Source organism: Winogradskyella vidalii (assembly GCF_013403955.1).
Lineage (GTDB): Bacteria > Bacteroidota > Bacteroidia > Flavobacteriales > Flavobacteriaceae > Winogradskyella > Winogradskyella vidalii.
Map to the genome: position 1 here is coordinate 138,712 of NZ_JABFDG010000006.1, position 26,379 is coordinate 165,090.

Below are 26,379 nucleotides of genomic sequence, written 5' to 3' on the forward strand. Positions count from 1 at the left end.
CATAGTAAAATGCATAAAAATAAAAATATAACAATCCTCTCTCATTTGCTCGTGTGGCTTATGCTTTTAAGCATGCCGTATTTATTGTCTTACGGACAGGAGCAAGATATGTATAGATTAATTGCACATTTCTGGATTCCTTTAGTGTTTTCAGCAATCATATTTTACAGCAATTATTTTATCATTATCGACCGATTTTTATTTTCTAAAAAAATGGTTTTGTTTATTACAATCAATGTAATCATGATTGGTTGTGCAATATTTTTAAAAGAATTTATAGAAACTATTTATTTTCAAGATTTAATAAGTAAAGGCTCTGAAGAGGAAAGTAAAAGACCACCTTTTGAAATGTTCCTTTATATACAACTACTGATGTATATGGCGCCTTTATTGTTTTCGATTGCAGTAAAAACCACAAAACGTTGGGTAAGAACAGAAGCAGAACGAAAGGAAGCAACAAACTTTAAATTACAGTCTGAGTTACAGCATTTACATTATCAATTGCAACCGCATTTCTTTTTTAATTCGTTGAATAACATATACGCCATGGTCGATATTTCCCCAGATCAAGCAAAAACATCGATTCACAGTTTAAGTAAACTAATGCGTTATATGTTGTACGAAACCAATGTAGAATCTATTCTTTTATCGAAAGAAATCGATTTTATGAAAAAATATATCGACCTCATGAAACTGCGTGTTTCAGATAAAACGGTGGTTAATTATAGCTTTCCAGTAAAAGAAACAGGTATAAAAATTGCACCATTATTATTTATATCGTTAATTGAAAATGCGTTTAAACATGGCGTATCTGCTAGTAAAGAAAGCTTAATTTCTATAGATATGACCAGTAATGATAACACGGTAACATTTAATATAGAAAACGATAATTTCCCAAAACTTAATGAAGATAAAAGTGGGTCTGGTATCGGTTTACAGAATTTAGTAAAACGGTTGGAATTATTATATCCGGAGAAACATGAATTTAAAACACGGCTGAAAGCTGATCGTTTTTCTGTACATTTAGACATTGAAACCAGCTAAATAAAATGAGTAGTATAAAAATAAGTTGTGTGGTTGTAGATGATGAGCCAATGGCGCTTAATCTTGTAGAAAGTTATGTTGAAAAAACACCGTTTTTAGATTTTAAAAAGAAGTGTAGTAGTGCCATTGAAGCTATGGAATACATAAAATCTAATCCTGTAGATTTATTGTTTTTGGATATTCAAATGCCCGACTTAACTGGCATTGAGTTTTCAAAAATGCTACCCAAAGAAACCCGTGTTATTTTTACTACCGCTTTTGATCATTATGCCTTAGAAGGGTTTAAAGTGGAAGCTTTAGATTACCTTTTAAAACCCTTTGATTATGCTGAATTTTTAGCTGCGGCCAATAAAGCCAATACCTGGTTTGAATTAGTAAAAGGTAAACGTCAAAGTATCTTATCGGAGGAAAAAGAATTCCTTTTTGTAAAATCCGAATACAAACAATTGCGTATTAAACTTGCCGATGTTCTATATTTTGAAGGTTTAAAAGACTATATAAAAATTTGGGTAAAAGACAAGTCCAAACCCATTCTTACGTTAATGAGCTTAAAATCATTAGAAGAAGAATTACCAGCTACACAATTTATGCGTGTACACCGTTCATTTATTGTTGCACTGAATAATATAGATGTTGTTGAGCGGAGTCAAATTATTATTAATGAACAGCGCATTACAGTATCAGAACACTACAAACCTAAATTCTTAGAGTTCATTAACAATAACTCATTATCCTAATTTAAGAATTAATTTCATCTATAGATTTACAGTTTTAAGAGGTAAAAACTAAGGGTTAGTATATTGTTTTTTCTGTTATTGGTGGTTAATAGTACGTTTGCACCAACATTAATAATTAAACTTTATCAAATGAAAAAAATCGTACTATCCTTAGCTATAGTTATTACAATGTTGAGTTGTAATAGTGTAAAAAATGTTAACACATCAACGCTTACAGAAGCGACAACTTTACTAAGCTCGTTAAGTTCTAATTCTACTATTCAGCAAATCTCTACATTATTTAATTTGTTAGATACAGATAATAATGACGCAATTAGCACTTCAGAAGCTATTGGGTCTGTATCAGAAAACTTTAATGTATTAGATGCAGATAACAATTCAAGTTTAAACCTAACCGAGTTAACTGGTTTACTTGATATTTTAAAATAATTAATTTTGAGTTAGTCTAAAAGAAAAAAGGTATACTTTAAACGGTATACCTTTTTCTTATATATAAGCATAGTTGATGAAATCCAATATCTTAAAATCTACAAAAACACCTGGTTTGTAGATACAATTCAAGCACTGGTCTATTTGTTTTTTTTAAGGATACAATTACAGATACCTTTATACTATCAAAACAATACAATGGTAACGTATTGATGTAAAACGAAGTTTAATCTATTTTAAATTTTAATTATTATGAAAGTATCTCTTAAAGCATATGTAGCAGCTGTAACTTTTATATTGGCATTTGTAGCCCAAGTTCCTGCACAAACTAGTCGAAATACAAAAGAAAAAACAACAACAAAAACTACTACTAAAAGAACTACGGCAGTTAGCAATAACACGACGACAAGGAGAATTTCTAGTACAAAAGTTACGTATAAAAAACCAACAAAAAAAGTGGTTTCTGTAAGATCGGTACCCAATAGAACGGTTATAAAACACAACGGACAAAACTATTATTACGCAGATAATAAATTTTACACACAGTCTAGAGGTCGCTACATTGTGATTGCCCCTAAAGTAGGATTCAGAATAAATGTATTACCTCAAAATTATAAAAACATACGTTTTAATAATCATAATTATTACAACGTAAATGGGACATTTTATATAGCATATAACAACGGATATGAAGTTGTTGAGCCTGAAGTTGGAACCGTAGTTTATGAGTTGCCAGACGATTATGAAAAAGTAACTATCGATAACCAAACCTACTACGAATACGCTAATGTTTTATATGAAAAAGTACAAGTAGACGGCACAAGAGCTTACGAAGTGGTTGGTATTATTGATATGGAGTAACAAAGAAAATAAAGTTAGATTGTTAGATAGATTGATTGATGGAAAAGGGGCTTAGTTGTAATGACTAAGCCTCTTTTTATTTTACGGCTTATAATTTTTACAACAAGAATTCATTCATAAATAAATGTTATTAGAAATTTCTAAACCATAAATGTCATTATTTTTGTAAAACGATAGAAAAAATACGACTAAAGCATCGTGTTCTTCTTGGACTCAAATTTCAAAAAAGATAATAGCATTTATGAAAACCCAACCTACAGTGTATTCCATATTAGACCTTGCTTTAGTGTCTGAAAATCACTCGCTAAAACAAACTTATAATAACGCTTTAAAATTAGCTCAAAATGCAGAAACTTATGGTTATACGCGTTTTTGGTTAGCAGAACACCATAATGCTGAAAATATTGCTAGTAGTGCAACAGCAGTTTTAATTGGTTATGTTGCTCAGGGCACAACAACGATTCATGTTGGCTCAGGAGGCATTATGTTACCCAACCATTCTCCTTTAATTGTAGCTGAGCAGTTTGGAACATTAGGCGCATTGTATCCTAACCGTATTGATTTAGGCTTAGGAAGAGCACCAGGAACCGATAGAGAAACGGCAGAAGCCATTCGTTCTGACTTTATGCATGCAGCACATTCGTTCCCCAATGAAATAGAAAAAATTCAACGATACTTTTCTATAGATAACGAAGATGCACAAGTCCGTGCAACTGTTGCAGAAGGCGTAGAAGTACCACTTTATATTTTAGGATCTAGTACTGATAGTGCACATCTAGCAGCAAGCAAAGGTCTCCCTTATGCTTTTGCTAGCCATTTTGCAACCACGCATTTATGGGAGGCTATAAATACGTATCGAAAAGAATTTAAACCGTCAAATGTTTTAGAGCAACCTTATGTAATGGCTGGCGTTAATATAATTATAGCCGAAACCGATGAAGAAGCCGAGCGTTTAGCCACCTCTTTAATCCGAATGATTGTCGGGATATTTACAGGTAGACGTGCAAAAGTACAACCACCCACAGAAATGACAGAGGATCTAAAGGATATTATGAGAAATCCGCAAGTGCATCAAATGTTGAAATATTCCTTTATTGGGAGTAAAGCCACTGTAAAAGCTCAGGTTAAAGAATTTTTAACGCAAACCAAGGCCGATGAATTAATTGCGGTAACGCATATCTATGATATTGATGCTAGAATCCGTTCTTATGAGTTATTTGCGGAAATTATGACGGAATTAAATGAAACTTCTCAAATAACAAAATAAAAATTTTACTACCATAAACAAAAACGAGGCTTTCTAAATGAAAGCCTCGTTTTTTTATAACTAGTTTTTATCTGACTTACATATTGTCAGAACTTGATTTCTTAAACTTATAAGTAATTCCGAAGTTTATTCCGAATGAAGAATAAGGTACTTTTACAGCTAATTCTTTAGAGCTATCTGTGTTAGTGTTAGAAATATCATCAACATAAGTTGTTGTTCTATTATATCCTGGAGGTAAGTTATCTAAATTATAATTAGCAACTTGAGTACCATCTGGTAAAAAAACATCCATATTAAATTCTGTAATTTCAGAATCTTTACGCTTTAAGCTAATCCCGTAATATTCAGCTTCAGCAAAAACACTAAAGTTATCATTTAATGGATATTCATAACCGATAGCAGCTACAAAACCTAAAGGAAATTGACCATGAAAATCTTCTACATAATCGACTTCGTAATTAGAGCCCTGAGGAAGAAGATTTTCCGATAATTCATCTGGAGTAAAAAGAGCATTACTACTAACTACAGCTTCTGTCTTACCACCTAATTTTACTAAGGCCCCTAAACGTCCATAAACGTTATTATTAAATTTATAGACCAAAGAGATGGCAGCACCAAAAGCACGTGCTCTAGCAATTGCTTCCGTTTCATTAAAATCAGCTATATTCACCTCTCTTACTGTTTGGTCAGAACCGTGTAAATAACCTAAACTTAAATCAGCGCCAAACGTGTCATTAAAGAAATAAGTTCCTCTAATTTGTCCGTTAAAACCTTCACCATAACTGCCATAAGCATTTTCTGTTTCGGTAGCATTAGTTATTTCTCCGGTTTTCATTCCTGCACTTCCAATGGCATAACCACCACTGGCCGAAATTTGAAATTGTGCATAAGATGCTGTGCTTAATAATAAAGCGGTTAGTATAATAATTGATTGTTTCATAATAGATTGTTATTTGTTGTTTTTAGAGTTAATGAAGGGGTTATACTTCAATTTGCAATAATAATAGTTTTAAAGTTTTATTTTGCTAATCTTAACATAAATATTGCTTATTTATACGAAATTCATAATGTTTAAATTGTTTAATCAGTAGCTATTTAATGCATTGGCTTATGATAATAGCATCAACTTTACGGTAAAAAACTACAGTTAGATGAGGCAATATCGGTTTTGTTATTAATATGTTAGCTATGTTTTTTTTTGAAATTTCAGTCGATATTAAAATTTACAAAGAACGTCTTAATTAGAACGGTTGAAATGTATTCCTATACCGATAAAAAAACGCACCTTGTTGGTATTATTAACCCAAGAAATATCAAAATCAACAGGCCCTAATATAGAACTATATGAAACCGTAGCGCCTGCAGAAGCTAAAATACTAGCCTCGTTAGAGTCGGACCAATGACCTTGCGAAGAAAGTACTTCTTCTAAGTAAGATTCAATATTACCAAAACCAACAGAGGCAATATCAACATGAGGCGTCACATATAACTTATGGAAGGCCTGCATTTGCAAACCTAAATTTAACCTCATAAACTGACTTGCGTTGACTTCATTTTCATTCAAACCAGGAAAAACATAACTATCTTTTCTTGGATTGGTAATATTCCCCCCAAGAAAGTAATTTGCGCCTACACCATATTCTGATAATTCCACAGTATTGTCTCTAAAATTATCTTCAATAATAAAAGAAGAATTAAAACCAATAATACCAACAGTTTTAGGTTTTAGACGAAGACGTCTTTCATAATTAAATCCTAATTTGGTAAAGTTATTGGTTGATCCATCAACATCAGCGATGTTATCATCTGAAAACTGAATAGCAATAGAGTTATGCAACGACCGACGTATATCGGCTTGAATAAACGTTCCTTCAGTAGGGTAGAACACGTGGTTTAAGGTATTATATACATACTGAATATAAAACTTAAACGCATTGAAATTGTACTTTTCTAAACTAAATACATTTTCATTGAATTCAGGGTCTATTGTAGGTCTTAAGTTTGTATTCACATATTTTACACCGATGCCTACATAACTTTTAAAAGCGCTTAAATTCCTATTAAATTGGTTATCAAACTCAAAAAAACGGTATTTCATATTATCTACATTCTCGCCGCCAATAAATACTTTTTGTTTTAATTGTTGAGCAAAAGCTTCAGAGCGCCACCACCAATTTCTATCATGACTAAAATTTCGCTGGTATTGCAAACGAAATTTAGGCTGCTCGGCAACGTCAATAGTAACAAGCGTACGCGATGCACTTCCTAAAATGTTTCTTCCGGTATAGTTAAAAATGATGCCAGCACCATTGTTACCATCATAATGAAGTGAACCTCTTACTTGGTGATTCGATTTTTCAAATCCTTGAAGTTCCAGACCTAAAGTGTCACCTTTAATTGAAGGCGTATAGGTCATTTGACTAAATAGCGTGGTTCCCATGGCTCTATTTATACCTTCAACAATTTCTTCTCGTGTGTAGGTTTGATTGGTCTTAATATTTGTTCTAGCTTTAACAAGTGACAGATTTGCTTTACTAATACCATTATAGATAATAGTGTCTAAAACAAATTCATCTTTTGTCTCAGGCAATTGATGTGCGCGTTGTTGATAGGGTTTTAAACTATCGGCCAATACGGTTAATGCGGCGATATTATCTTTTAGAGCTATTTTACCTTCATCATAAATTGGACTAATTCTTGAAAAATCGCCTGTAGTAAAAGTCAAGTGTTCACTGTGGTCAATTAAGATATTGCAGAGTTTACGATTTTCTGGTGTTTTTGAATTGCTCCCCATCATACCAGCCTGAAAAAGCAAAGCACTGATATTGTTTAGTTTTTCTTTAGTAACCATACCACTTCCAACATCACTTCCAATAATAATATCGGCGCCCCATTTCTTGGCCACATCTACAGGGAAATTATTAAGCAAACCTCCATCTACTAAAAGCGTGTTTCCATAAGGAACTGCTGAAAAAGCACCTGGGATAGACATACTGGCACGCATAGCAAAAGACAGCGACCCTTTATCTAATATCACTTCTTTACCGTTTACAATATCTGTTGCTATCGCTCTAAAAGGAATCGCTAAATCATCAAAATTATTAATAGCATAAGTAGAGTAGGTGAGCGTGGTTATAAACTCTCTTATATTTTGGTCATTGAGCAAATATGATCCCGTATCTATTTTCCCATCTTTCCAATCTAAGCTAATCAAATACTTGTTGTATTCACTTTTTTCTTCAACACTAACCGATTTTAGAGAAACATTACCACCAATAAGTTCATCCCATTTTGCATTTAAAGCAATACTGGCAATACTATCGCCAGAGTAGCCCATAGCATACAAACCACCAACAATACTTCCCATACTATTACCAACCACCAAATCAGGTACAATACCTAACGAATCTAACGCTTGAAGTGTTGGAATATGAGCAACTCCCTTGGCACCACCACCGCTTAAAACTAAAGCAACTTTGGGCTTTTTATTTTGTGCTATCGTGCTTTGAAATCCCAATAGTAATAAAGCGACCAAGAAGAGCTTTAAATAGGACGGTCTTACTGAAATTTTAAGCATAAGTATTTAATATTAAATCTGGGATATTTTACAATAGTAATTAAATATATCAAGTTTTACATTATGCTATGATTTTTTAATCATTAGGAGGTGTATATTTTAAGTGTTAACTTGTAATTGCGCCTTATTATTTTCCATCCTGAGAACCCCAAGCATCCAAACGTCTTAAAATATCTTCAAGCGATTGTCCGCGTTTACTAAGTTGATATTCAACTCGAGGTGGTACAACAGGAAATACTTTTCGTGTTAAAAGACCATCTTTTTCCAATTCTCTTACGGTTTGAGTAAACATCTTGTTTGAAATCCCAGGAATTTTCTTCTGTAACACACCAGATCGCAATGCACCGTCTAAAAGATGAAATAAAATCAATGGTTTCCATTTTGTGCCAATTAAATTCATGGTGTAATGTAGTGGACAATGATTAGCTGTAGTCAAAATTTAATTATATTATATTAAAAATCAGTATTTTACTCGTTTAGGTAACTATAAGACATTTTGGTAAGTTATTGCCTAATAAGCAAATATAATTTAATTTTGTATTCTAAATTGAAAATTATGACAACGAAAACAACATATCCAAAATCCTTTTCACATATCGGACTAACGGTTCCAGATATTAATAAAGCTGTAAAGTTTTATTCTGAAGTGATGGGCTGGTATATTATTATGGAACCTTCAACCGTAAAAAAAGAATCAGAAACTGCAATTGGTCAAATGTGTATTGATGTATTTGGTGAGGATTGGGAAACTTTTGAAATTGCCCATTTAGCAACATCGGATGGTATAGGTATTGAGTTATTTTCATTTCCACATGGCGTTAAAGAAGCTCCTGAATTTAATCCTTTTAACACCGGATTATTTCACTATAGCATTCAAGATCCAAATATTGAAGCGCTTATTGAGAAGATTGTGGCTTATGGCGGCAAACAACGTATGCCTATTAGGTCTTATTATCCCAACGAGAAACCTTTTAAGATGTGTTATGTAGAAGATCCTTTTGGCATTGTATTCGAAATTTATACACATAGTTATGAATTAACGTATTCTTCGGGTGCTTATGCTAAATAGATAGCTTAAGCGACAATGACTAAGAAAGAGTTTACTTAAAAAAGTAGACTCTTTTTTTGTTTAAAATCACCGTAATTCTGTCAATTATTTTACTTTTATAAGAATGAAGTAAAATATAAAAAAGACTAAACCTTCAAAATGAGAACGGTAGCGTTAATAGAATTAGGTTTAATACAATGACTGGAAGTTTACTTTTTGTAGCTATAGTGTTGCTTACAGCAGCTGTAATTTGCGTTTCTATTGCCAAACGCTTAGGATTGAGTTCTGTATTAGGGTACTTGTTGGCTGGTATTGTAATTGGACCTTACGTTTTGGGTATTATTGGTGAAGAAGGCCAGGATATTATGCACTTTGCTGAATTTGGAGTGGTTATTATGCTCTTTCTAATCGGTCTAGAAATTGAACCTAAAAATTTCTGGAACATGCGTAAAACCATCTTAGGAATGGGTGGCATACAAGTAGCGCTTACCATGCTATTGTCTTATCTGCTTTTTACAACATTAAATTACGAATCTAGTGTGGCCTTAGTGATTTCAATGGCAGTTGCGCTTTCATCTACAGCTATTGTACTACAAACCATAAAAGAAAAAGGCTTAATGGCCACAACGTCTGGGACCTCTTCATTTTCTATTTTATTGTTTCAAGATATTATAGTCATCTTTATGATTGGTGCAATTCCATTATTAGCCGGTTCGGACGTTGTAATAGAAAGTGGTCATAATGGCAATCATGTTAACCTATTAGACAATCTGCCAATGGGACTCCAAACTTTGGCTATTATTCTATCTGTAGTGCTAATTATAATCGCAGGACGGTATTTAATTGTTCCTATGTTGCGTAAAGTCGTCAAATCGGGTGTGAGAGAGCTTTTAATTGCAGCGGCATTTTTGATTGTTTTTAGTATTTCGTTTTTAATGGAATATGTAGGATTGAGTCCGGCTTTAGGGGCGTTTTTAGGTGGTGTAGTACTTTCAAATAGCGAATTTAAGCACGAGTTAGAAAGCACTTTAGACCCTTTTAAAAACCTGATGTTAGGACTGTTTTTTATCGCTGTTGGTGCCTCCATTAACTTTATTGTAATCACCAATAGTCCACTTACAATTGGAGGTATATTAATAGCTGTAATCGTCTTAAAAGCCTTAGTGCTATTTATTACAGGACTTATTTTTAAATTAAAAATAGATCAAAATTTAATATTGAGCTTTAGTTTATCACAAATTGGAGAATTTGCCTTCATTGTATTGTCTTTTGCATTTCAGTCTAATATTATAGAACAAGAACAATTAGATATTATGTTGGTTATAACAGCATTATCTATGGCAGTTACACCTATTGTTGGCTTACTCAATGAACGGGTTTTACTTCCAAGAGTCGGAACAAAGGAAGCTGTTAAAAGACCCATGAATCAGGATACAAAGGCTAAAAAAATCATTATTGTAGGTTTTGGACATTTTGGAAACACCATAGGGCGTTTTTTAAGAACGCACGATATAGAAACAACCATATTAGACCATGATTCTAATCGCGTGGATTTTCTAAGGAAAATGGGCTTTGAAGTTTACTACGGTGATGCAACACGTATTGATTTATTAGAATCTGCTGGGATTGCAGATGCTAAAATTTTAATTTGTGCGATTGACAATCCTGATGCCACCTATCAAATCACTAAAAATGTTAAGGAAAAATACCCGCATGTGGAATTAATGGTAAGAGCACGAAACAGATATGATGCTTATAAGTTAGTCAATTTAGGCATTAAACATATTTATCGCGAAACTTTAGAAACCTCATTAACCTTAGCTAGTGATGTTTTAGCGCATATAGGTTTTGAAAAAACAACACTTAAAAAACAAGTAGAAAACTTCATTAAATACGATGAAGAAAGTTTAATACGTTTAGCTGCTGAACCCGAAATTAATGACAATTATATTTTTAAAGCACGAGAAGAATTAGAGCAGCAAGAAAAATTATTAAATGAAGATTTTAAACGTGATAGAACGGATTAAAAAAGAACGGTAAAGCGTTCTGCTAACGGGCTAATTCATTTTATATACTCCACAAAGTCAATCGATATATGAGACCCTAATCAACAATTAATAGGCTTATTGTTAATAAAACTAGTAACGATATTTTGCGATTATAATGCTAAAGCACCGTTAATAAATAAGTATTAACGTACAAATAATTGTAACTTAGCACCATTAATTTAGACGAGTTCTTTATTAATACAAAATCAATAATAAGGCAATGAACTACAAACATTTAGTAGAAGAAATAAAAGAAAACAGCCAACGTTTTACAACTAAAAATGCGGTCTATTACAAAAATAACGAACGCAATACATGGGAAGGTATCACGTGGTTAGATTTTGAATCTCGAATAGAGATATTGGCCAAAGCACTCATAAATTACGGGATAGCAGAACAACAAAACGTCGCTATTTTTTCAGAAAATATGCCGAATTGGATTATTGCAGATTCAGCTATAATGCGGATTAGAGCTGTAACGATACCAATCTATGCCACCAATTCAAAACAAGAAGTCGCTTATGTCATTAATGATGCAGAAGTTAGTGTCCTCTTTGTTGGTGATCAAAATGAATATGATAAAGCTTACGAATTATTAGAAACTTCTAAGCATTTAAAATTAATTGTAGCCTTAACTAAAACAATTCAACTTCAACCTTCTGATAATTCTATTCATTTAGAAGATTTTGTTGCTTTTACACCTTCTGAGCAAGTTACTCTAGAACTTCAGAAAAGATATTACGAATGTGATCTTGAAGACATCGCTAGTATCATTTATACCTCAGGAACTACAGGTGAACCTAAAGGCGTCATGTTAGATTATCATAATTTTGGGGGATCTTTAGCAGCGCACGATTTTGAATTAGACCTTACAGATCAAGATAAATCACTAAGTTTTTTACCCTTAAGTCATATCTACGAACGCAGTTGGGTGTTTTTTTGTCTGAAAAACGGTATTGAGGTCTACTTTAATCAAGATCCTAAAAAAATTGTGGATGTCATTAAAGAGGTTAAACCCACAGTAATGTGTACCGTACCTCGGATATTTGAAAAAATATTTGCTGCAATTCAAGATAAAAGAAAAGAAGCGTCGCCTACCAAAATGAAACTCGCTAGTTGGGCATTAGGCATCGGTAATAATTATTACAACAAGCACAAGCGACTCGAAAAGAAAGTACCACTAGCTTTAAAATTAAAGTATATAATTGCCGATAAACTAGTATTGAGCAAATTACGCGATGTATTTGGTGGACGTGTAAAGTTTATGCCTTGTGGCGGTGCACCTTTAGCGGCAGATTTAGTGTCGTTTTTTCATTCATTTGGGCTTAATATTAAATGTGGTTATGGGTTAACCGAAACTACAGCAACTGCAACCCTTTTTGGCGATACTCAATTTGAATTTAATTCGGCCGGAAAACCTATTGAAGGCACTGAGATTAAAATAGGAGATAATAATGAGGTCTTAGTTAAAGGACCTGGGGTAATGAGAGGTTATTATAAGAAACCTGAAGCCACCGCTGCTGTCTTTGAAAACGGATGGTTTAAAACAGGAGATGCCGGTCAGATAGACGAAAAAGGCAACTTAATTATTACGGATCGAATTAAAGATTTAATGAAAACTTCGGGCGGTAAATATATTGCGCCTCAGAAATTGGAAAACGCCCTTATTACAGACTCATTTATAGAGCAAATTGCAGTTATTGGTGACCAACAAAAATATGTGACCGCCTTAGCTGTTCCTAGTTTTGATAATTTAAAGAAGTACGCTCAAGAGTATAAAATTAGCTTTAAAGATGTTGAAGATTTAATTACCCATAATCAAATTTTAGATCTTTTTGAAAAGCGATTTGAAGAATTACAGAAAGAGTTTTCAAAATTTGAAAAAATTAAAAAATTCACTTTATTACCTAAAGAGTTTAGCATTGAAACTGGAGAAATTACGGCAACTTTAAAACTCAAACGAAAAGTGATTCAAGAGAAACACAAAGCACTTATTGATAAAATGTACGATGAATAAACGTGTTTTTTTAGCGCTATAAAACACTAAAGCATTAAAATAAGAAAGCGGCTATCTTTATAAGATAACCGCTTTTTTTATTAAGTAATGTTTTAAAGTTAACGCTTCATTTAATGAGAAAAGATTCGTTTTACAACGCTACCTTCACTTGTTGTAAAGCGCACAAACAAGATTTGTTTTTCTATATCATGATCACTTAAGTCTAGTTCTACAACACCGCCTTCTGTGTTTTTCGTTATAGGATTTTGTGTACGTTTTAATAAACGTCCACTAACATCAAATACTTCGATAGTAGCGTTTGTTGCAGACGTTGATGTATACTCTAAGTTAACAACGCCTTTAAAAGGAATAGGATAAGCATCTACATTAAAAGCACCTCTATAACTAGCGCTTCCGCCTCCTGGAGTATCACAAACATCACCAATACCATTGCCATCAGCATCTAATTGATCGGGATTATAATGATAAATACAATTATCAATACAATCGGCAACACCATCACCATCAAGGTCTTCAAAACCTTCATCAATTAAACCATCGCCATCATTATCGATACCATCGCAAATTTCTTCAGGATCAAGTTCCTCACAAGCATCACCAACGCCATTGTTGTTTGCATCTGTTTGGTCAGGATTATAAACTTCAGGACAATTATCAATACAATCGGCAACACCATCACCATCAAGGTCTTCAAAACCTTCATCAATTAAACCATCGCCATCATTATCGATACCGTCACAAATTTCTTCAGGCTCAGGTTCGTCACAAGCATCACCAACGCCATCGTTGTTTGCATCTGTTTGGTCAGGGTTGTAAACTTCAGGACAATTATCAACACAATCCGCAACGCCATCACCATCAACATCTTCAAAACCTTCATCTATTAAGCCATCGCCATCATTATCAATACCGTCGCAAATTTCTTCTGAAGGTGTTTCTGGAGGAAAATCAATAACCGTATCAAATATATACGGGTGAACTTCACCTGAATTTTGTTCGAATATAGCAGATATAATCTGTCCATCAATATTGAAGTGACTACGATTATTAAATCGTGCTTTCGGAGCGTAAATAGTACCGTAAATTTGTGCACCTCCTGTATAATTAATTGTAGAACTAACAGCTGAAAAATTATGCAAGATATATGGTGCATAATTTAAAGGACTTCCAACAATATTTGGCCAACTATTAATTGTTATCTCATCGGGACTCACACTAACATCGGTAATGTTTATGATAAATGGTGTCGATTCAGAAGGCTCTAAAGTATTAAACTTAATTTCTTGTAATCCATTAAATTCGGCTACAGTTAAGTTAATAACATTAGTGGTATTTGGTACCAAGTCTAACCATAGTTTCCCTTGATTAAATTCGTTTGCTGTCCAAGACACATTGGTGTCTAAAGCGCTTAAATTATCTGAAATAGTTTCAAACTGTTGAAAAGCAGCTTCAAAATCAATTTGGGTATCACCAGCAATTGACGTCGTATTTTGAGACGTAGTAAGTGTAATACTAGGCGTACTGTCATAAGTACCATCCGTAGGTGTGATTCTAGTATTACTTAGCACATTATTCATATCGTATTCAAAAATAGTGCTCGTAGATAAATCGCCAATTTTAATATGGTTGTTATTTAGCACTTGTAAACGGCCAGAGACATAATTTACCTTTCCGTTGACTACTAAAGCGGTTGGCTGATTATCGCCATTGTAATGGTTAACACCTCCAAAAATATTGAGGGTGCCATCTAGTGTAAAATCACCACCAACAGCCCAAGAACCTTCAGATTCTGTTTTTACAGCTATGGCATCACCAGCGGTAAAAACATTAAAAGCGGTAGCGGCTTGAGTGGGATTAATAGGATTGTTCTGGGCTTCTAACATATGAGGGGCAGTACATAATAAGGCGCAGAGAACAAAATTTAAAAGTAAAATTCTTGTTTTCATATAAAGTTATTTGTAGGTTAAGTATATCAAAAATAACAATTTGAACGTAATTTACCTGTCGTTTGTCGGATATTCGATGAATAGCACGCTAAGTCATAAATCGATAGAGGAGAATAATAAATAATGCTAAACGGACCTTAGGAGTTATGAGACAACTAATGCTGTACCAAACTTTCTAAAGCGTAATACAAACGGTTTTGGGCATTGGCTTGAGAACCAAATATAGACCGAAAAAGTTCGCCCTGCTCAGAAATAAGTAGCCATTGCGGTGTGCCTTCCGATTTAAATTGATCATAAACCTGATGTTGCTGATCGATATAAATAGGAAACGGAATTTCACCACTAGTAAAAATGCTTTTTATGTTCGCCTTTGTAGCTGCTCTCCCAGGAAAATCGGCATGTATGCCTACAACTTGTATTTTAGGAAACGCCTGCTGTAATTCATATGCTAAGGGGATAGCACGCCCTGTACAACCCAAACAATCATTATTATAAATGATAAGCAATAGAATCTTGTGCTTATAGGTTTGCATTAAATCTACAGCGATACCGTCTAGATCTACAACAGTAATGGATGAGATAAGATTGGTCATATTATAAGGTATAGGCGAGAGTGAAGGTAGCTGTTTTTATAACATCAACAAACATTAAATACTTATTAAATAATTTTTTTGAAAGACTTTATCATAGACCTCACGACTAAACATATATAACTGTGCCGGTTTTTTAGACACACCTACTTGCTTTTCATCAAGAGCAATAATGTATTTTTTATTGATTAGCTTTCTTCTAAAGTTTCGATTATCGATTTCAATGCCTAATATAGACTGATATACATCTTGCACTTCATTTATGGTAAACTTGTCGGGGAGCAACTCAAATATAATAGGCTCCGATAAGCATTTCACTTTTAAATCCTCGTAGGCTTCTAATATAATTTGTTCATGATCAAACCCTAATTCTGGTAAATTGTTTACAGGAAACCATCGCGCGTCATTTTTGTTAGTTTCTAAATCAACATCCTCGGTGTTTAATAAAAAATAATAGGCTATGGTTGTGGTTCTTAAATTGAATTCCGCATTTTCAATCCAAATAATATCTTTAGGATGCAATAGACGATCAGGGTCACCAAAGGCTTTAAACTGCTTTTTGTATTGCCCTGTTAAACCGGTTAATTCTTTTAATACCCGAGTCGCGGTGTCATCTAAAGTCTCTGTTTTATAGACATGATAGCCTGTTAAGACAAAATCATCCACCAAAACCTCATTGGTAGTTTTTGAGGCTAAGTAGCGTTTTATCAACAACACATTTAAAGATTTTGTATTTGTATCATACCCAAAAACAACACAATCTACAGATATATTTAATATTTTTTCTGACTCCATAATGTAATTCTAACCCAAAAATAGAAATTTATTTTTGATGGCATCTAAGATAGTATAATTTTTATTAAACGTCATATTTACACTAATAATTAACACCAAACACATATGGTTTTAATATATGATTATATCAATATAGTATAGATATTAAATAATTTAACACACATTTTTTTTGATTTATAGTGTTTTATGATTTTTTTATAATACATTTGAAAAATAAACGTAAAAATGACGTTTGTAGTTTTTAAATGATTTGAATCTTGTAAAATGAAAAATTCAAAACCCTTTTCGGTTAAAAACAAAGTAGACAACACGACTCAAAAATTGGGAAGTTTATTTTTATTAATGCTAAGTTGTGTATTCTTTTTTGGAGTTAATTTAATCTCAGCTCAAGAAAAAGAAGTAGAGTCGCAAGATGAGTATAAGCCATTTAGCATGAGTGCTCATATCAAAAACATGCACACTTGGCATGGATTTGTTGTGCATCCAGGCGCCATTTTCGCAACAAGTTTAGAGTATAATTCACGTAATTCTAAACTGACATTAGGATTATGGGGAGGCGCTGGCTTAACCAATATTGATGTTGTTAATATTAATACAGGAGACAATGTCAGTGCTAATTATCAAGAGGTGTCTATTTATGCCAAGTATCGCATTTCAGATAATGTCTTTGTTGAAGCCGTTTCACATAATAATTTCACAGGCGTTGAAGAACGAGGAGATAAATTACGCTATTGGAGTTACGATAGAGATCAGGGGTACAATTTTGTGGATTTAAATTTTGGCCTTAATGTTTCTAAAAATACAGCATTATATCTTGCAACTATACTAGGAGGAGGCTCAGGAGATTATGAAATTAAAGCCAACGGTGAATTAGAAAACTCTTGGACACATTATTTTGAAATAAAAAGTAAAGTTTGGGAAAAAGACGATTATAAACTAGCGCTTTTTGTCGGTGGCGCGTGGTCTTTTATTACAGATAAAACATTTTATACAGAAGCTCAAGGCAATATAATTAATGTAGGTGCTAGTTTAAATGACAAGATAAATTTAGGGAAGCTAAAAATCCCTGCAGAAGTTACGGCAATGTGGAATCCCGAAAAGCAAAAAACGGTTCTACAATTAGATATCACAATTTTTTAAAACAAAATAAGGACTGCAATTTTTGCTATTTCTTAATATCAGTAAAGACACTAACTGCTAATTTCAATATATTATAATATGGACACATCCAATGATTTTCAACAGTTCCAAAACCTCAAAGTAGAACAATTACCAATAGCCAAAAATAAACTACACAATTGGACACACTTTGCTGGTATATATGCTGCAGAACACGTCGCTGCAACTGAATTTGTAATTGGAGCAACTTTTGTAGCTTTAGGAGCAACTACAAAAGATATCTTATTAGGCTTATTAATAGGTAACATATTAGCCGTTATAAGTTGGACCTTAATAACATCACCCATAGCTGTAGACACCCGTTTAAGTCTGTATACCTACCTCAATAAAATTGCAGGCGATTCTATGACCAAACTCTACAACTGGGCTAATGTCATCATTTTTACAGTCATTTCTGCAGCTATGATTACAGTGTCCGCAACAGCCGTTCGGTTTGCGTTTAATATTCCACCACAATTAAATTGGCATCCTACCAATCCTTGGTTTGTACTTATTGTACTTATTGTAGGATCTGTTGTGGTTTCGATTGCCATTTATGGTTTTAAAGCCGTATCCGAGTTTGCTGGTATTTGTGCACCATGGCTATTCGTCATGTTTACTTGTGGGGCTTTTGTATTATTACCAGCTTTATCTATTGAGGTTTTAGAAAAGACCATCCCGAGTGGATGGAGTGATTTTATTGCCTTGGGTAACCAATCCATATGGACAGGGATTAACAGTGATGGCGAACCAGGAATTGGCCTTACCGAAGTGATTGGTTTTGCTTGGGCGGCAAATACGATCACCCACTTTGGACTTATCGATATGGCTTTATTCCGCTTCGCGAAAAAGAAATCATACGGACTGGCCACAAGTACAGGGATGATGTTTGGTCATTATGTCGCTTGGATTTCTGCCGGAATTATGGGGGCTGGTGCAGCGGTAATCATTGGAAAATCTATCGTAGAACTTGATCCAGGTGACGTGGCCTATTATGCTTTAGGTTGGTCGGGATTTGTGATTGTTATCGTTGCAGGCTGGACTACTGCTGTAGCGAACTTGTATCGTGCGGGCTTAGCTGCACAGGCCATATTCACAAACCATTCGCGTAAAAAAACAACCATAATAGTTGGTTTAGTTACCATGATAGTGGCTTGTTTTCCTTTTGTATTTTCTCAAATGCTGCCCTTACTGACTTATGCAGGCTTATTAGTAGTTCCTGTAGGTGCTATTGTATTTGCAGAACATCAAATATTCCCTCGTATTGGCTATACCAGATATTGGTTACACTTCCGCCAATTAACATTTAGCACACCTGCTGTTGCCTCTTGGGCACTTGGACTTGTTTTTGGTTTTGGACTAAACGCACTAGATGTCATGTCATTCTTCTATCTGTTTTTACCAACTTGGGTATTTACCATTATTATTTATACGGTTTTAGCGGGAAGATATGGGGCGAAAAACAAATATCCTGAAGCGGAAGCAAAAGAAAAATTACGCAATAGTAATATTCAAAAATTTCAAGAACAACAAGCAGAAAAGGATATTATTCCTGTTAAGGACAAATCCTTACTTACTAAAGTATTGCATATCATCTCTTTATTGGCTTTAATCATTACTGTTGTTCTCGGCTGTATCGTCTTATTTGGAAGCGCAAACGAAGAGCTATACATTCAAAACAGAGAACAATTCTATGATTACGCCTTCATTTGTACCATAATATATTTTATCTCTGCGTATTGGGCGCTCAAACGCGGAAAAACGAAAAACATCGCATTATCATGAAAAACTTAATCCAACTTAACCAAAAGAATTTAGCTGAAATTTCTAAAGTAATCCCTTGTCCTACTTATAATAGAGGACAGCTAAAAACAGGTATTGTTCATGTCGGTATTGGTGGCTTTCACCGTGCACATGAAGCGTTTTACACCGACCAATTATTACAAGATGAATCCATTACCGATTGGGGTATCTGTGGGGTGGCTTTATTAGATTTCGACACCAAAATCTATAAGACCCTAAAGGAACAAGATGGTTTATATACCTTAATTATTAAAGAATTAGATGGTACACATACCAAACGTGTAATTGGTGCTATTACAGACTATTTATATGCTCCCGAAAACCCCAATAAGGTTATAGAAAAAATGGCGAGCCCAGAGGTTAAAATCATATCTTTAACCATAACAGAAGGCGGCTATAATTACAACGAAGCGACTAAGTCATTTGATTTTGAAAACCCCTTAATTCAACATGATTTAGAACATCCTAATGCACCAAAAACCATTTTTGGTTATTTAACACAAGCCTTGAAACTCCGAAAAGAACGCGGATTAAAAGGGATTACCATTCAATCTTGTGATAATATCCAAGGTAATGGACACATGGCAAAAAGAATGCTAGAGAGTTATGTAACTAAAGCAGAACCTGAATTGTTAGACTGGATAGCAAGCAACGTCTCTTTTCCAAATGCAATGGTGGACCGTATTACACCAGCAACATCGGCATTAGACATTGAAACCTTAAAGCAAACCTCGGGTATTGAGGATGCTTGGCCAGTAGTTTGTGAACCCTTTAAACAATGGGTGATTGAAGATGATTTTATAGCAGGTAGACCCGCTTGGGAAACCGTGGGCGCGCAGTTTGTAAAAGACGTAGTACCTTATGAAAAAATGAAATTAAGTTTACTTAATGCTGGGCACTCTGTATTAGGAATTCTCGGAGCCTTATATGGGTATTCTACTATTGATGAAGCAGCTAGCAATGCCGATATCAGTTCGTTTTTAAGAATTTATATGGGTAATGAAGTGACACCAACCCTAGGAAATTTAGAAGGTGTTAACCTTAAAAATTACAAGTTCTCCTTGATTCAGCGTTTCGGAAATACCTATATCAAAGACCAAATAGAAAGAATTTGTTCGGAGAGTTCGGCTAAATTTCCCATTTTTATTTTACCAACCGTTTATGCACAACTCGAACAAAACGGTGCTATTAATCATGCGGCTTTTATGGTAGCGGCATTTGCGGTATATAGCTTAGGGCAAAATGAATTTGGTACACAACTCATTATTAAAGATGCTATGGCATCGGAGTTAAACGAAAAAGCTATTGCTTCCCAAAATAATCCAACTGCTTTCTTAGAGATTGAAACCATTTTTGGTACACTTAAAAACCAACCGAGCTTTGTTGAAGCCTATACTGCGGCGTATCAAAACATCGTTCAAAATGGTATTGAAAAATCCGTAAAGGACATGAATAGTAACGTTTTAAATGACATCTAAAATGAAAAATATAGTGTGTTTTGGTGAAGTGTTGTGGGATGTGTTTCCTACACACAAAAAAATAGGAGGAGCGCCTTTAAATGTAGCGTTACGCTTGCAATCTCTAGGCAATAACGTGTCTATAATTACCCGAATTGGTGACGATCCCAAAGGGGAAGAAATTGCCGATTTTATTAAAGCCAATGGGGTTAATACAAAAAATATTCAAATTGATGCAACACTAGAAACTGGTGAAGTCGATGTGATTTTAGACCAATCAGGCTCAGCAACCTATACCATTAATGTCAATCGTGCTTGGGACAATCTTCAAGTTACAGAAACGGCTTTAAAAACAACGCAGCAAGCCGATGCCTTTATATTTGGAAGCCTAGTAGCTAGAGATATGACCTCTCGGGCTACCTTATATAAACTACTAGAAGTGGCGAAGTATAAAATCTTAGATATCAATTTAAGAGCCCCGCATTATACCATAGAAGTTTTAAATGAATTAATGTATGCAGCCGAATTTATAAAATTTAATGACGATGAGATTTTTGAAATTGCAGAAAGCATGCATTTCAAATCGGAAAGCCTAGAAGAGAATATACAGTTTATAGCTAAACAAATGGACACCGCAAGTATATGTGTTACTAAAGGAGGCCATGGTGCTATTTTATATTATAACGAGACCTTTTATTATAATAAAGGCTACCAAATTAAAGTTGTAGATACCGTTGGTGCTGGCGATTCCTTTTTAGCCACCTTAATAAATAAACTACTCCAAAAAAATAGTCCACAAGAGGCCATAGATTATGCCTGTGCTGCGGGGGCATTAGTGGCTGGCAGTGAAGGGGCAAACCCTAATATATCTCAAGAAGATATCGCAAAATTTATGACCCCTAATAATACGTTTTGTGATAAATAGTTGATTAATAGCAGTTCAATTATTAAAAGCTTTAAGATGTTTCTTAAAGCTTTTTTCTTTTTATAAAGAAAAAAAGCTCTCTAAAACAGCCTCTAACAACCTCAATATATCTTCAACCAAACTCTAACAAATGCCATTTTTTATCATAAAAAAATGTTATTTATAAATCGAGGTTAATTTTAAGCGCTTATTATTACAGTATCAAAACCTTAACGGTCAATCCATCAATCCATCAATCATGACATCAAAACCGCTTTTACTTTTGCTATTTATTATAGCGACTTTCGCCCAAGCGCAACACCAAAATCAACCAGCTAACAACACGCTTCCAGAAACTGTTACAGGAACTATAGTAGATAAAACCGACGGTACACCATTACCATATGCCTACCTAAAAATAGATAAAGTGGGTTTAGGAACCGTTACAGATGGCGATGGGAAATTTCAAATTACTATTCCTAAAAAGTTCGACACCTACACCATTACGCTAAGTTATTTAGGCTTTCAAGATTTAAACTTAAGCGTCACCAATTTTAAAGCAAAAAATAAACACGTCTTTGGTATGACACCGGAGGCGGTCTCACTAGATGAAGTTTTAGTTGAAAAACAAAAGAAACTCCCAAGTGCCAAATCTATATTACGAAAAGCTATAAAAAACATACCCGATAATTACACTAGTAATCCCATACTGTTAACAGGCTATTATCGTGAAACCATGAAAGAAAATGGTGTCTACATTAAATATACCGATGCGGTTGGTGAGTATTACGAAGCACCTTATCGTAAAAAGAAATACAAATGGAGAGATTACCAAAGCCCTTACGATTTTTCAATGAGTGTAGGTACATTTAGCTTTAGTGATAATGCATTACACCGTATTCATTTTCATCATCAAACCTTAAAAGACGAACAGGTAAACATCATCAATTCACGTTCAAGTAGTAATTTAAGTAAACGCAATTTTAACGCTAACATTCAAGGAGGTCCTTTAGGCTTGTTTGCTAGAAACAGAGTAAAATACCAACAGAGTTTTCTGGGTAAAAAAGCCACGCGTGACTTTGACTATACCGTTTCAGAAGAACTAGATAGCGCTACCGGAAATTGGTTATACGTATTAGAGTTTCATACTAAAACCACCAAAGCAGACTTAGACGATTTAGCATCACCCAACCCAAGAAACCGAAGACAATGGCTTAAAGCCAACAACCGCAAACTACTAAAAGGCAAAATTTATATCAACCAAACGGATTTAGCGATTGTACGTTATGAGTGTGTAGTGCCTAATCAACTCAAAGAATACTTCTGTGGCTATAAATTTAACCAGGTAAAGCATTTTGATTTTAAACTAGATGTCCGCTTTAAGAAAAAAGGCCACCTGTATTATATCGATAATCTTCGCCATGAGGATGAGTTTATCTATAAAGACAGCATCAGCTTAGCCACAACCTATTATTCGGCAATTTCAGAATTTAAAACTACAGCAATTACGACTGAAAACGTTAAGAAGTTTTCTAAGGACGATAATTTTGCCAATACCTCGTCTAATCAACTTTATGAATACCCCCTAGATTACGACACCAAATTCTGGACTAACTACAGCACTACAAACCCCATTTCAACCATAGATACCATCATCAGGAGCGATATGGAATTTGAGAAAACGCTTGAAACACAATTTAGAGATAAGCACCTCCGAAACGATACTATGCCAGCACCAATTGCTAAGATAGAACCGTATAGCTTCAAGATTCATGGGGAAACCTATACTGATAATTATGCTTGGTTAAAAGACACCAAAGCACCTAAGAACAATGAACCGGTAATGGATTATCTCCGTCAGGAAAACAACTTTACTGACAACTATACTATTCCACTAAAAAAAGCACAGCGGAACCTCTATAAACTACTTGTAAGTAAGGTTGAAAAAAACACCAGCTCGTTACCAGTAGAACGAAATGGTTATAGCTATTATGTTACTTATAGCGAAGAGGATGAGTATCCCATCTACTATAGAAAAGCTATTGCTAATGATACCCTACCCGAAGAACTACTCAACGTTAATGAACTAGCCAAAGAAAGAGATTATTACAAGGCTAGTTTAGGGGCTGTGAGTCCAGATAACCAACGCGTAGCCGTCTACGAAAACACAACCGGAACGGATGAATACACTCTAAAAATAAAAGACCTTACCAACCGCGCTTTTTTAACCGATTCAATCACTGGTGTCGGTAGTATGACTTGGTTAGACAACAACACCTTTTTGTATGTAGACATTGAAAAAGGCACCTATAGAGCTTCAAAAATTATGCGCCATGTTTTAGGAACTGATGCTAAAACCGATGCCGTTATCTACGAAGAAAAAGACCCCATGTTTAGTGTTAGTATTCAGAAATCAAAGTCTAAAGATTATATATTCTTAAGTGCTAGCAGCAGCACGTCTTCAGAAATCTGGTATTTAAAAACGGCTGATCCCATGGGGGACTTTAAAGTTATTCAACCCCGAGAAAAAGACCATTTATATGGCGTGGCTCATTATCAAGATTTGTTTTATATCGTCACTAATAAAAACGCACTCAACTATAAAATTGCCACTGTTCCTGTAGCAGACTTGTCTAAAGGCAAATGGACCGACATTATTCCACATCAAAAAGGCGTGTTAATTCAAGGTTTACAGGTCTTTGACAACTATCTTGTTATTAATGAAAAAGAAGACGCACAATCGCGCCTTAAAATCATAAATCAAACCACACAAAAGAGTCATGTTATTAAACTAAAAGAAGACTTTTACAATATTAGCCTGGGTTATAATCCAGATTTCGCAACCGATAGCTTACAATTCAGCTACAGTTCTTTTGAAACGCCACTAACCACGTATAAGTATCATATGGGCACCAAAAAGAAACGCCTGGTTAAACAACACAGCAAACCCCTTGGCATACCATATTTTAAATATGTGGTAGAACGCAAATGGGTGACGGCTAAAGATGGCCAACGTATTCCGCTTACCTTAATTAGAAATAAATACAATAGCAACAAAAATAATAATCATAAGGTGTATTTAACCTCTTACGGTTCTTATGGCTCAGGACAAAGTATTCCGAACGGCCCAACAGTGTACCATTTGGTTAATGCCGGATATGTGTATGCCATTGCACATATTAGAGGTGGTGACGATATGGGAAATGAATGGTACGAAGACGGCAAGCTGTTTAACAAGAAAAACACCTTTTCAGATTTTATAGCCTGTGCCGACTATCTTATTGCAGAAAACTATGCCAAACCAGGTAGTATTGTAGCCCAAGGCGGAAGCGCTGGCGGTTTACTTATGGGAGCCGTGGTTAATGAACGCCCAGAACTATTTAACACCGTTATTTTAGATGTGCCGTTTGTAGATGTCATTAACACTATGTTAGATGAAAAACTCCCCTTAACTGTGGGTGAATTTGAAGAGTGGGGTAATCCTAAAATTAAAAAAGACTATAATTATATTAAGTCGTATAGTCCTTATGATAATGTAAAAGCACAAAACTATCCTCATCTATTGTTCTTCACGGGGCTCAATGATACTAGAGTAGGGTATTGGGAACCTGCTAAAATGGTCGCTAAATTAAGAGCTACTAAAACCGATGATAACGTATTGTTACTTCAAACCGACTTTTCTAATGGCCATTCTGGTGGTTCGGGAAGATTTGCTGGCTTTAGAGATAGTGCTTATAAATTGGCTTTAATTTTTGAGTTTGAGCAATTAAGTAAACGTTCAGAATAAGCGGGTTATAGTTAAAATTATACTAGGTTTAAAAGAGTTCGTATTTTTACATTAAATAAATTAAACCTTAATGAGATATTTTTTTGCCCTAATATTAGCCTTTGGTTACAATTCGAAAACCATAAGTCAGGAAGAACAAATCTTAGTTCAATGCGACCCGATCACTGGTCTTTGTGAAATACCAGATTTTGAAGCTACAGAAAAGGATATTGAATGGAACGATGACGAAGAGCTCTTTTATATTGGTGACCCTATGTGCAGCTGGTGTTGGGGAATTTCTCCACAGATAAACGCTTTAGAACGTTATGCGACCCAAGAACACATAAAATTCAATCTCGTTATGGGCGGCTTACGACCTGGTGGAGGTCAAGACTGGAGTAAATCTTTTAAGCGTTTTTTAGAACACCATTGGCATCAGGTTAATGAAACATCTGGTCAACCTTTTAATTTTTCCATATTTAAAAAAGACGACTTTAATTACGATACCGAACCCGCTTGTAGAGCCGTAATTACCGTTAGAACAATAGCACCAGATAAAACTTTGACGTTTTATGAACTGGTACAGTATTATTTTTATGTAGAATCTAAGGATCCTAAGCAATTAGACTTTTATAAAGTGATTTGCGAAAAACTAGATATCGATTTTAAGACCTTTAGTGATACATTTAGTTCTGAGAGCATGAAAGTGGCTACCCAAAACGATTTTATAAAAAGTAGAGAATTGGGAGTCCGTGGATTTCCATCTATTATCTATAGGCATAACGATCAATTGTATACTATTGCTAGTGGTTATACCGAATTTGAAGACTTAAAAGCGGCGATTCAAAAATTGAAAAGCAAAAACGATTAATACCCCTTATTACCTAGCAAGTACTCCTTATCCTTTTTTAATTCTAGATTCTTGGTTCTTG

The 26,379-nt window shown here is 34.5% G+C and carries 20 protein-coding genes; 14 read left to right on the forward strand and 6 right to left on the reverse strand.

Annotated elements, in window-relative coordinates; genetic code table 11:
- The first annotated feature begins 9 nt into the window (after nucleotides 1–9).
- The 5 genes from HM982_RS14205 to HM982_RS14225 all read left to right on the forward strand — a co-directional run bounded on the left by HM982_RS14205 (nucleotide 10) and on the right by HM982_RS14225 (nucleotide 4,338).
- Nucleotides 10–1,044: a sensor histidine kinase gene (locus HM982_RS14205; RefSeq protein ID WP_179353910.1), complete on the forward strand. Its 1,035-nt coding sequence runs from the start codon at nucleotides 10–12 to the stop codon at nucleotides 1,042–1,044.
- 5 nt (nucleotides 1,045–1,049) lie between these two features.
- Nucleotides 1,050–1,781, forward strand: a complete 732-nt coding sequence (locus HM982_RS14210; protein WP_218849859.1) for a LytR/AlgR family response regulator transcription factor — start codon at nucleotides 1,050–1,052, stop codon at nucleotides 1,779–1,781.
- Between the two features lie 129 nt (nucleotides 1,782–1,910).
- Nucleotides 1,911–2,210, forward strand: coding sequence for an EF-hand domain-containing protein (locus tag HM982_RS14215; RefSeq protein ID WP_179353911.1), 300 nt, complete (start codon nucleotides 1,911–1,913; stop codon nucleotides 2,208–2,210).
- 252 nt (nucleotides 2,211–2,462) lie between these two features.
- Nucleotides 2,463–3,071, forward strand: a complete 609-nt coding sequence (locus HM982_RS14220; RefSeq protein WP_179353912.1) for a DUF6515 family protein — start codon at nucleotides 2,463–2,465, stop codon at nucleotides 3,069–3,071.
- Nucleotides 3,072–3,312: 241 nt separating this feature from the next.
- A complete protein-coding gene (locus tag HM982_RS14225; protein WP_179353913.1) occupies nucleotides 3,313–4,338 on the forward strand; it encodes an LLM class flavin-dependent oxidoreductase in 1,026 nt (341 codons plus the stop codon).
- A 76-nt stretch (nucleotides 4,339–4,414) separates the two neighbouring features.
- On the opposite strand, the gene HM982_RS14230 is transcribed toward HM982_RS14225, so the two are convergent.
- The 3 genes from HM982_RS14230 to HM982_RS14240 all read right to left on the reverse strand — a co-directional run bounded on the left by HM982_RS14230 (nucleotide 4,415) and on the right by HM982_RS14240 (nucleotide 8,315).
- On the reverse strand, nucleotides 4,415–5,278 hold the full coding sequence (locus HM982_RS14230; protein WP_179353914.1) for an outer membrane beta-barrel protein: 864 nt from the start codon (nucleotides 5,276–5,278) through the stop codon (nucleotides 4,415–4,417).
- A 297-nt stretch (nucleotides 5,279–5,575) separates the two neighbouring features.
- Entirely contained in the window at nucleotides 5,576–7,915 is a 2,340-nt protein-coding gene (locus tag HM982_RS14235; protein ID WP_179353915.1) for a patatin-like phospholipase family protein, read from the reverse strand.
- A 127-nt stretch (nucleotides 7,916–8,042) separates the two neighbouring features.
- The gene (locus HM982_RS14240; protein WP_179354081.1) at nucleotides 8,043–8,315 is read right to left on the reverse strand and encodes a winged helix-turn-helix transcriptional regulator; all 273 of its coding nucleotides are present in this window, start codon (nucleotides 8,313–8,315) and stop codon (nucleotides 8,043–8,045) included.
- Nucleotides 8,316–8,471: 156 nt separating this feature from the next.
- Here HM982_RS14240 and HM982_RS14245 point away from each other — a divergent pair, with 156 nt between their 5' ends.
- The 3 genes from HM982_RS14245 to HM982_RS14255 all read left to right on the forward strand — a co-directional run bounded on the left by HM982_RS14245 (nucleotide 8,472) and on the right by HM982_RS14255 (nucleotide 13,028).
- The gene (locus tag HM982_RS14245) at nucleotides 8,472–8,984 is read left to right on the forward strand and encodes a VOC family protein (protein ID WP_179353916.1); all 513 of its coding nucleotides are present in this window, start codon (nucleotides 8,472–8,474) and stop codon (nucleotides 8,982–8,984) included.
- Between the two features lie 176 nt (nucleotides 8,985–9,160).
- Entirely contained in the window at nucleotides 9,161–10,990 is a 1,830-nt protein-coding gene (locus HM982_RS14250) for a cation:proton antiporter domain-containing protein (protein WP_179353917.1), read from the forward strand.
- Nucleotides 10,991–11,231: 241 nt separating this feature from the next.
- The gene (locus tag HM982_RS14255) at nucleotides 11,232–13,028 is read left to right on the forward strand and encodes an AMP-dependent synthetase/ligase (protein WP_179353918.1); all 1,797 of its coding nucleotides are present in this window, start codon (nucleotides 11,232–11,234) and stop codon (nucleotides 13,026–13,028) included.
- A gap of 110 nt (nucleotides 13,029–13,138) precedes the next feature.
- Here HM982_RS14255 and HM982_RS14260 read toward each other — a convergent pair whose 3' ends face one another.
- The 3 genes from HM982_RS14260 to HM982_RS14270 all read right to left on the reverse strand — a co-directional run bounded on the left by HM982_RS14260 (nucleotide 13,139) and on the right by HM982_RS14270 (nucleotide 16,359).
- Nucleotides 13,139–14,974, reverse strand: a complete 1,836-nt coding sequence (locus tag HM982_RS14260; protein WP_179353919.1) for a collagen-binding domain-containing protein — start codon at nucleotides 14,972–14,974, stop codon at nucleotides 13,139–13,141.
- A 155-nt stretch (nucleotides 14,975–15,129) separates the two neighbouring features.
- Entirely contained in the window at nucleotides 15,130–15,567 is a 438-nt protein-coding gene (locus HM982_RS14265) for a TlpA family protein disulfide reductase (protein ID WP_179353920.1), read from the reverse strand.
- A gap of 54 nt (nucleotides 15,568–15,621) precedes the next feature.
- Nucleotides 15,622–16,359 (reverse strand): NUDIX hydrolase, encoded by a 738-nt coding sequence (locus HM982_RS14270; RefSeq protein WP_179353921.1) that lies wholly within the window; start codon nucleotides 16,357–16,359, stop codon nucleotides 15,622–15,624.
- A 264-nt stretch (nucleotides 16,360–16,623) separates the two neighbouring features.
- On the opposite strand from HM982_RS14270, the gene HM982_RS14275 reads away from it, so the two are divergent.
- The 6 genes from HM982_RS14275 to HM982_RS14300 all read left to right on the forward strand — a co-directional run bounded on the left by HM982_RS14275 (nucleotide 16,624) and on the right by HM982_RS14300 (nucleotide 26,318).
- On the forward strand, nucleotides 16,624–17,499 hold the full coding sequence (locus tag HM982_RS14275; protein WP_179353922.1) for a hypothetical protein: 876 nt from the start codon (nucleotides 16,624–16,626) through the stop codon (nucleotides 17,497–17,499).
- Nucleotides 17,500–17,577: 78 nt separating this feature from the next.
- A complete protein-coding gene (locus HM982_RS14280; RefSeq protein ID WP_179353923.1) occupies nucleotides 17,578–19,302 on the forward strand; it encodes a purine-cytosine permease family protein in 1,725 nt (574 codons plus the stop codon).
- A complete protein-coding gene (locus HM982_RS14285; RefSeq protein ID WP_179353924.1) occupies nucleotides 19,299–20,798 on the forward strand; it encodes a mannitol dehydrogenase family protein in 1,500 nt (499 codons plus the stop codon). Before HM982_RS14280 ends, HM982_RS14285 begins: the two co-directional genes overlap by 4 nt.
- A 1-nt stretch (nucleotide 20,799) precedes the next feature.
- The gene (locus HM982_RS14290; protein WP_179353925.1) at nucleotides 20,800–21,702 is read left to right on the forward strand and encodes a carbohydrate kinase family protein; all 903 of its coding nucleotides are present in this window, start codon (nucleotides 20,800–20,802) and stop codon (nucleotides 21,700–21,702) included.
- A gap of 262 nt (nucleotides 21,703–21,964) precedes the next feature.
- Nucleotides 21,965–25,468 carry a prolyl oligopeptidase family serine peptidase gene (locus HM982_RS14295; protein WP_179353926.1) on the forward strand — a complete coding sequence of 1,168 codons (3,504 nt, stop codon included), beginning with the start codon at nucleotides 21,965–21,967 and terminating at the stop codon, nucleotides 25,466–25,468.
- A 70-nt stretch (nucleotides 25,469–25,538) separates the two neighbouring features.
- Nucleotides 25,539–26,318 (forward strand): DsbA family protein, encoded by a 780-nt coding sequence (locus HM982_RS14300; protein ID WP_179353927.1) that lies wholly within the window; start codon nucleotides 25,539–25,541, stop codon nucleotides 26,316–26,318.
- The last annotated feature ends 61 nt before the right edge of the window (nucleotides 26,319–26,379 follow it).

Bases quoted from the DNA above. Each gene is read 5' to 3' on its own strand.
- HM982_RS14260 (WP_179353919.1), bottom strand. From the start codon at position 14,974: ATGAAAACAAGAATTTTACTTTTAAATTTTGTTCTCTGCGCCTTATTA.
- HM982_RS14205 (WP_179353910.1), top strand. From the start codon at position 10: ATGCATAAAAATAAAAATATAACAATCCTCTCTCATTTGCTCGTGTGG.
- HM982_RS14265 (WP_179353920.1), bottom strand. From the start codon at position 15,567: ATGACCAATCTTATCTCATCCATTACTGTTGTAGATCTAGACGGTATC.
- HM982_RS14280 (WP_179353923.1), top strand. From the start codon at position 17,578: ATGGACACATCCAATGATTTTCAACAGTTCCAAAACCTCAAAGTAGAA.
- HM982_RS14245 (WP_179353916.1), top strand. From the start codon at position 8,472: ATGACAACGAAAACAACATATCCAAAATCCTTTTCACATATCGGACTA.
- HM982_RS14270 (WP_179353921.1), bottom strand. From the start codon at position 16,359: ATGGAGTCAGAAAAAATATTAAATATATCTGTAGATTGTGTTGTTTTT.
- HM982_RS14225 (WP_179353913.1), top strand. From the start codon at position 3,313: ATGAAAACCCAACCTACAGTGTATTCCATATTAGACCTTGCTTTAGTG.
- HM982_RS14235 (WP_179353915.1), bottom strand. From the start codon at position 7,915: ATGCTTAAAATTTCAGTAAGACCGTCCTATTTAAAGCTCTTCTTGGTC.
- HM982_RS14285 (WP_179353924.1), top strand. From the start codon at position 19,299: ATGAAAAACTTAATCCAACTTAACCAAAAGAATTTAGCTGAAATTTCT.
- HM982_RS14255 (WP_179353918.1), top strand. From the start codon at position 11,232: ATGAACTACAAACATTTAGTAGAAGAAATAAAAGAAAACAGCCAACGT.
- HM982_RS14220 (WP_179353912.1), top strand. From the start codon at position 2,463: ATGAAAGTATCTCTTAAAGCATATGTAGCAGCTGTAACTTTTATATTG.
- HM982_RS14300 (WP_179353927.1), top strand. From the start codon at position 25,539: ATGAGATATTTTTTTGCCCTAATATTAGCCTTTGGTTACAATTCGAAA.
- HM982_RS14210 (WP_218849859.1), top strand. From the start codon at position 1,050: ATGAGTAGTATAAAAATAAGTTGTGTGGTTGTAGATGATGAGCCAATG.
- HM982_RS14230 (WP_179353914.1), bottom strand. From the start codon at position 5,278: ATGAAACAATCAATTATTATACTAACCGCTTTATTATTAAGCACAGCA.
- HM982_RS14215 (WP_179353911.1), top strand. From the start codon at position 1,911: ATGAAAAAAATCGTACTATCCTTAGCTATAGTTATTACAATGTTGAGT.
- HM982_RS14250 (WP_179353917.1), top strand. From the start codon at position 9,161: ATGACTGGAAGTTTACTTTTTGTAGCTATAGTGTTGCTTACAGCAGCT.
- HM982_RS14240 (WP_179354081.1), bottom strand. From the start codon at position 8,315: ATGAATTTAATTGGCACAAAATGGAAACCATTGATTTTATTTCATCTT.
- HM982_RS14290 (WP_179353925.1), top strand. From the start codon at position 20,800: ATGAAAAATATAGTGTGTTTTGGTGAAGTGTTGTGGGATGTGTTTCCT.
- HM982_RS14275 (WP_179353922.1), top strand. From the start codon at position 16,624: ATGAAAAATTCAAAACCCTTTTCGGTTAAAAACAAAGTAGACAACACG.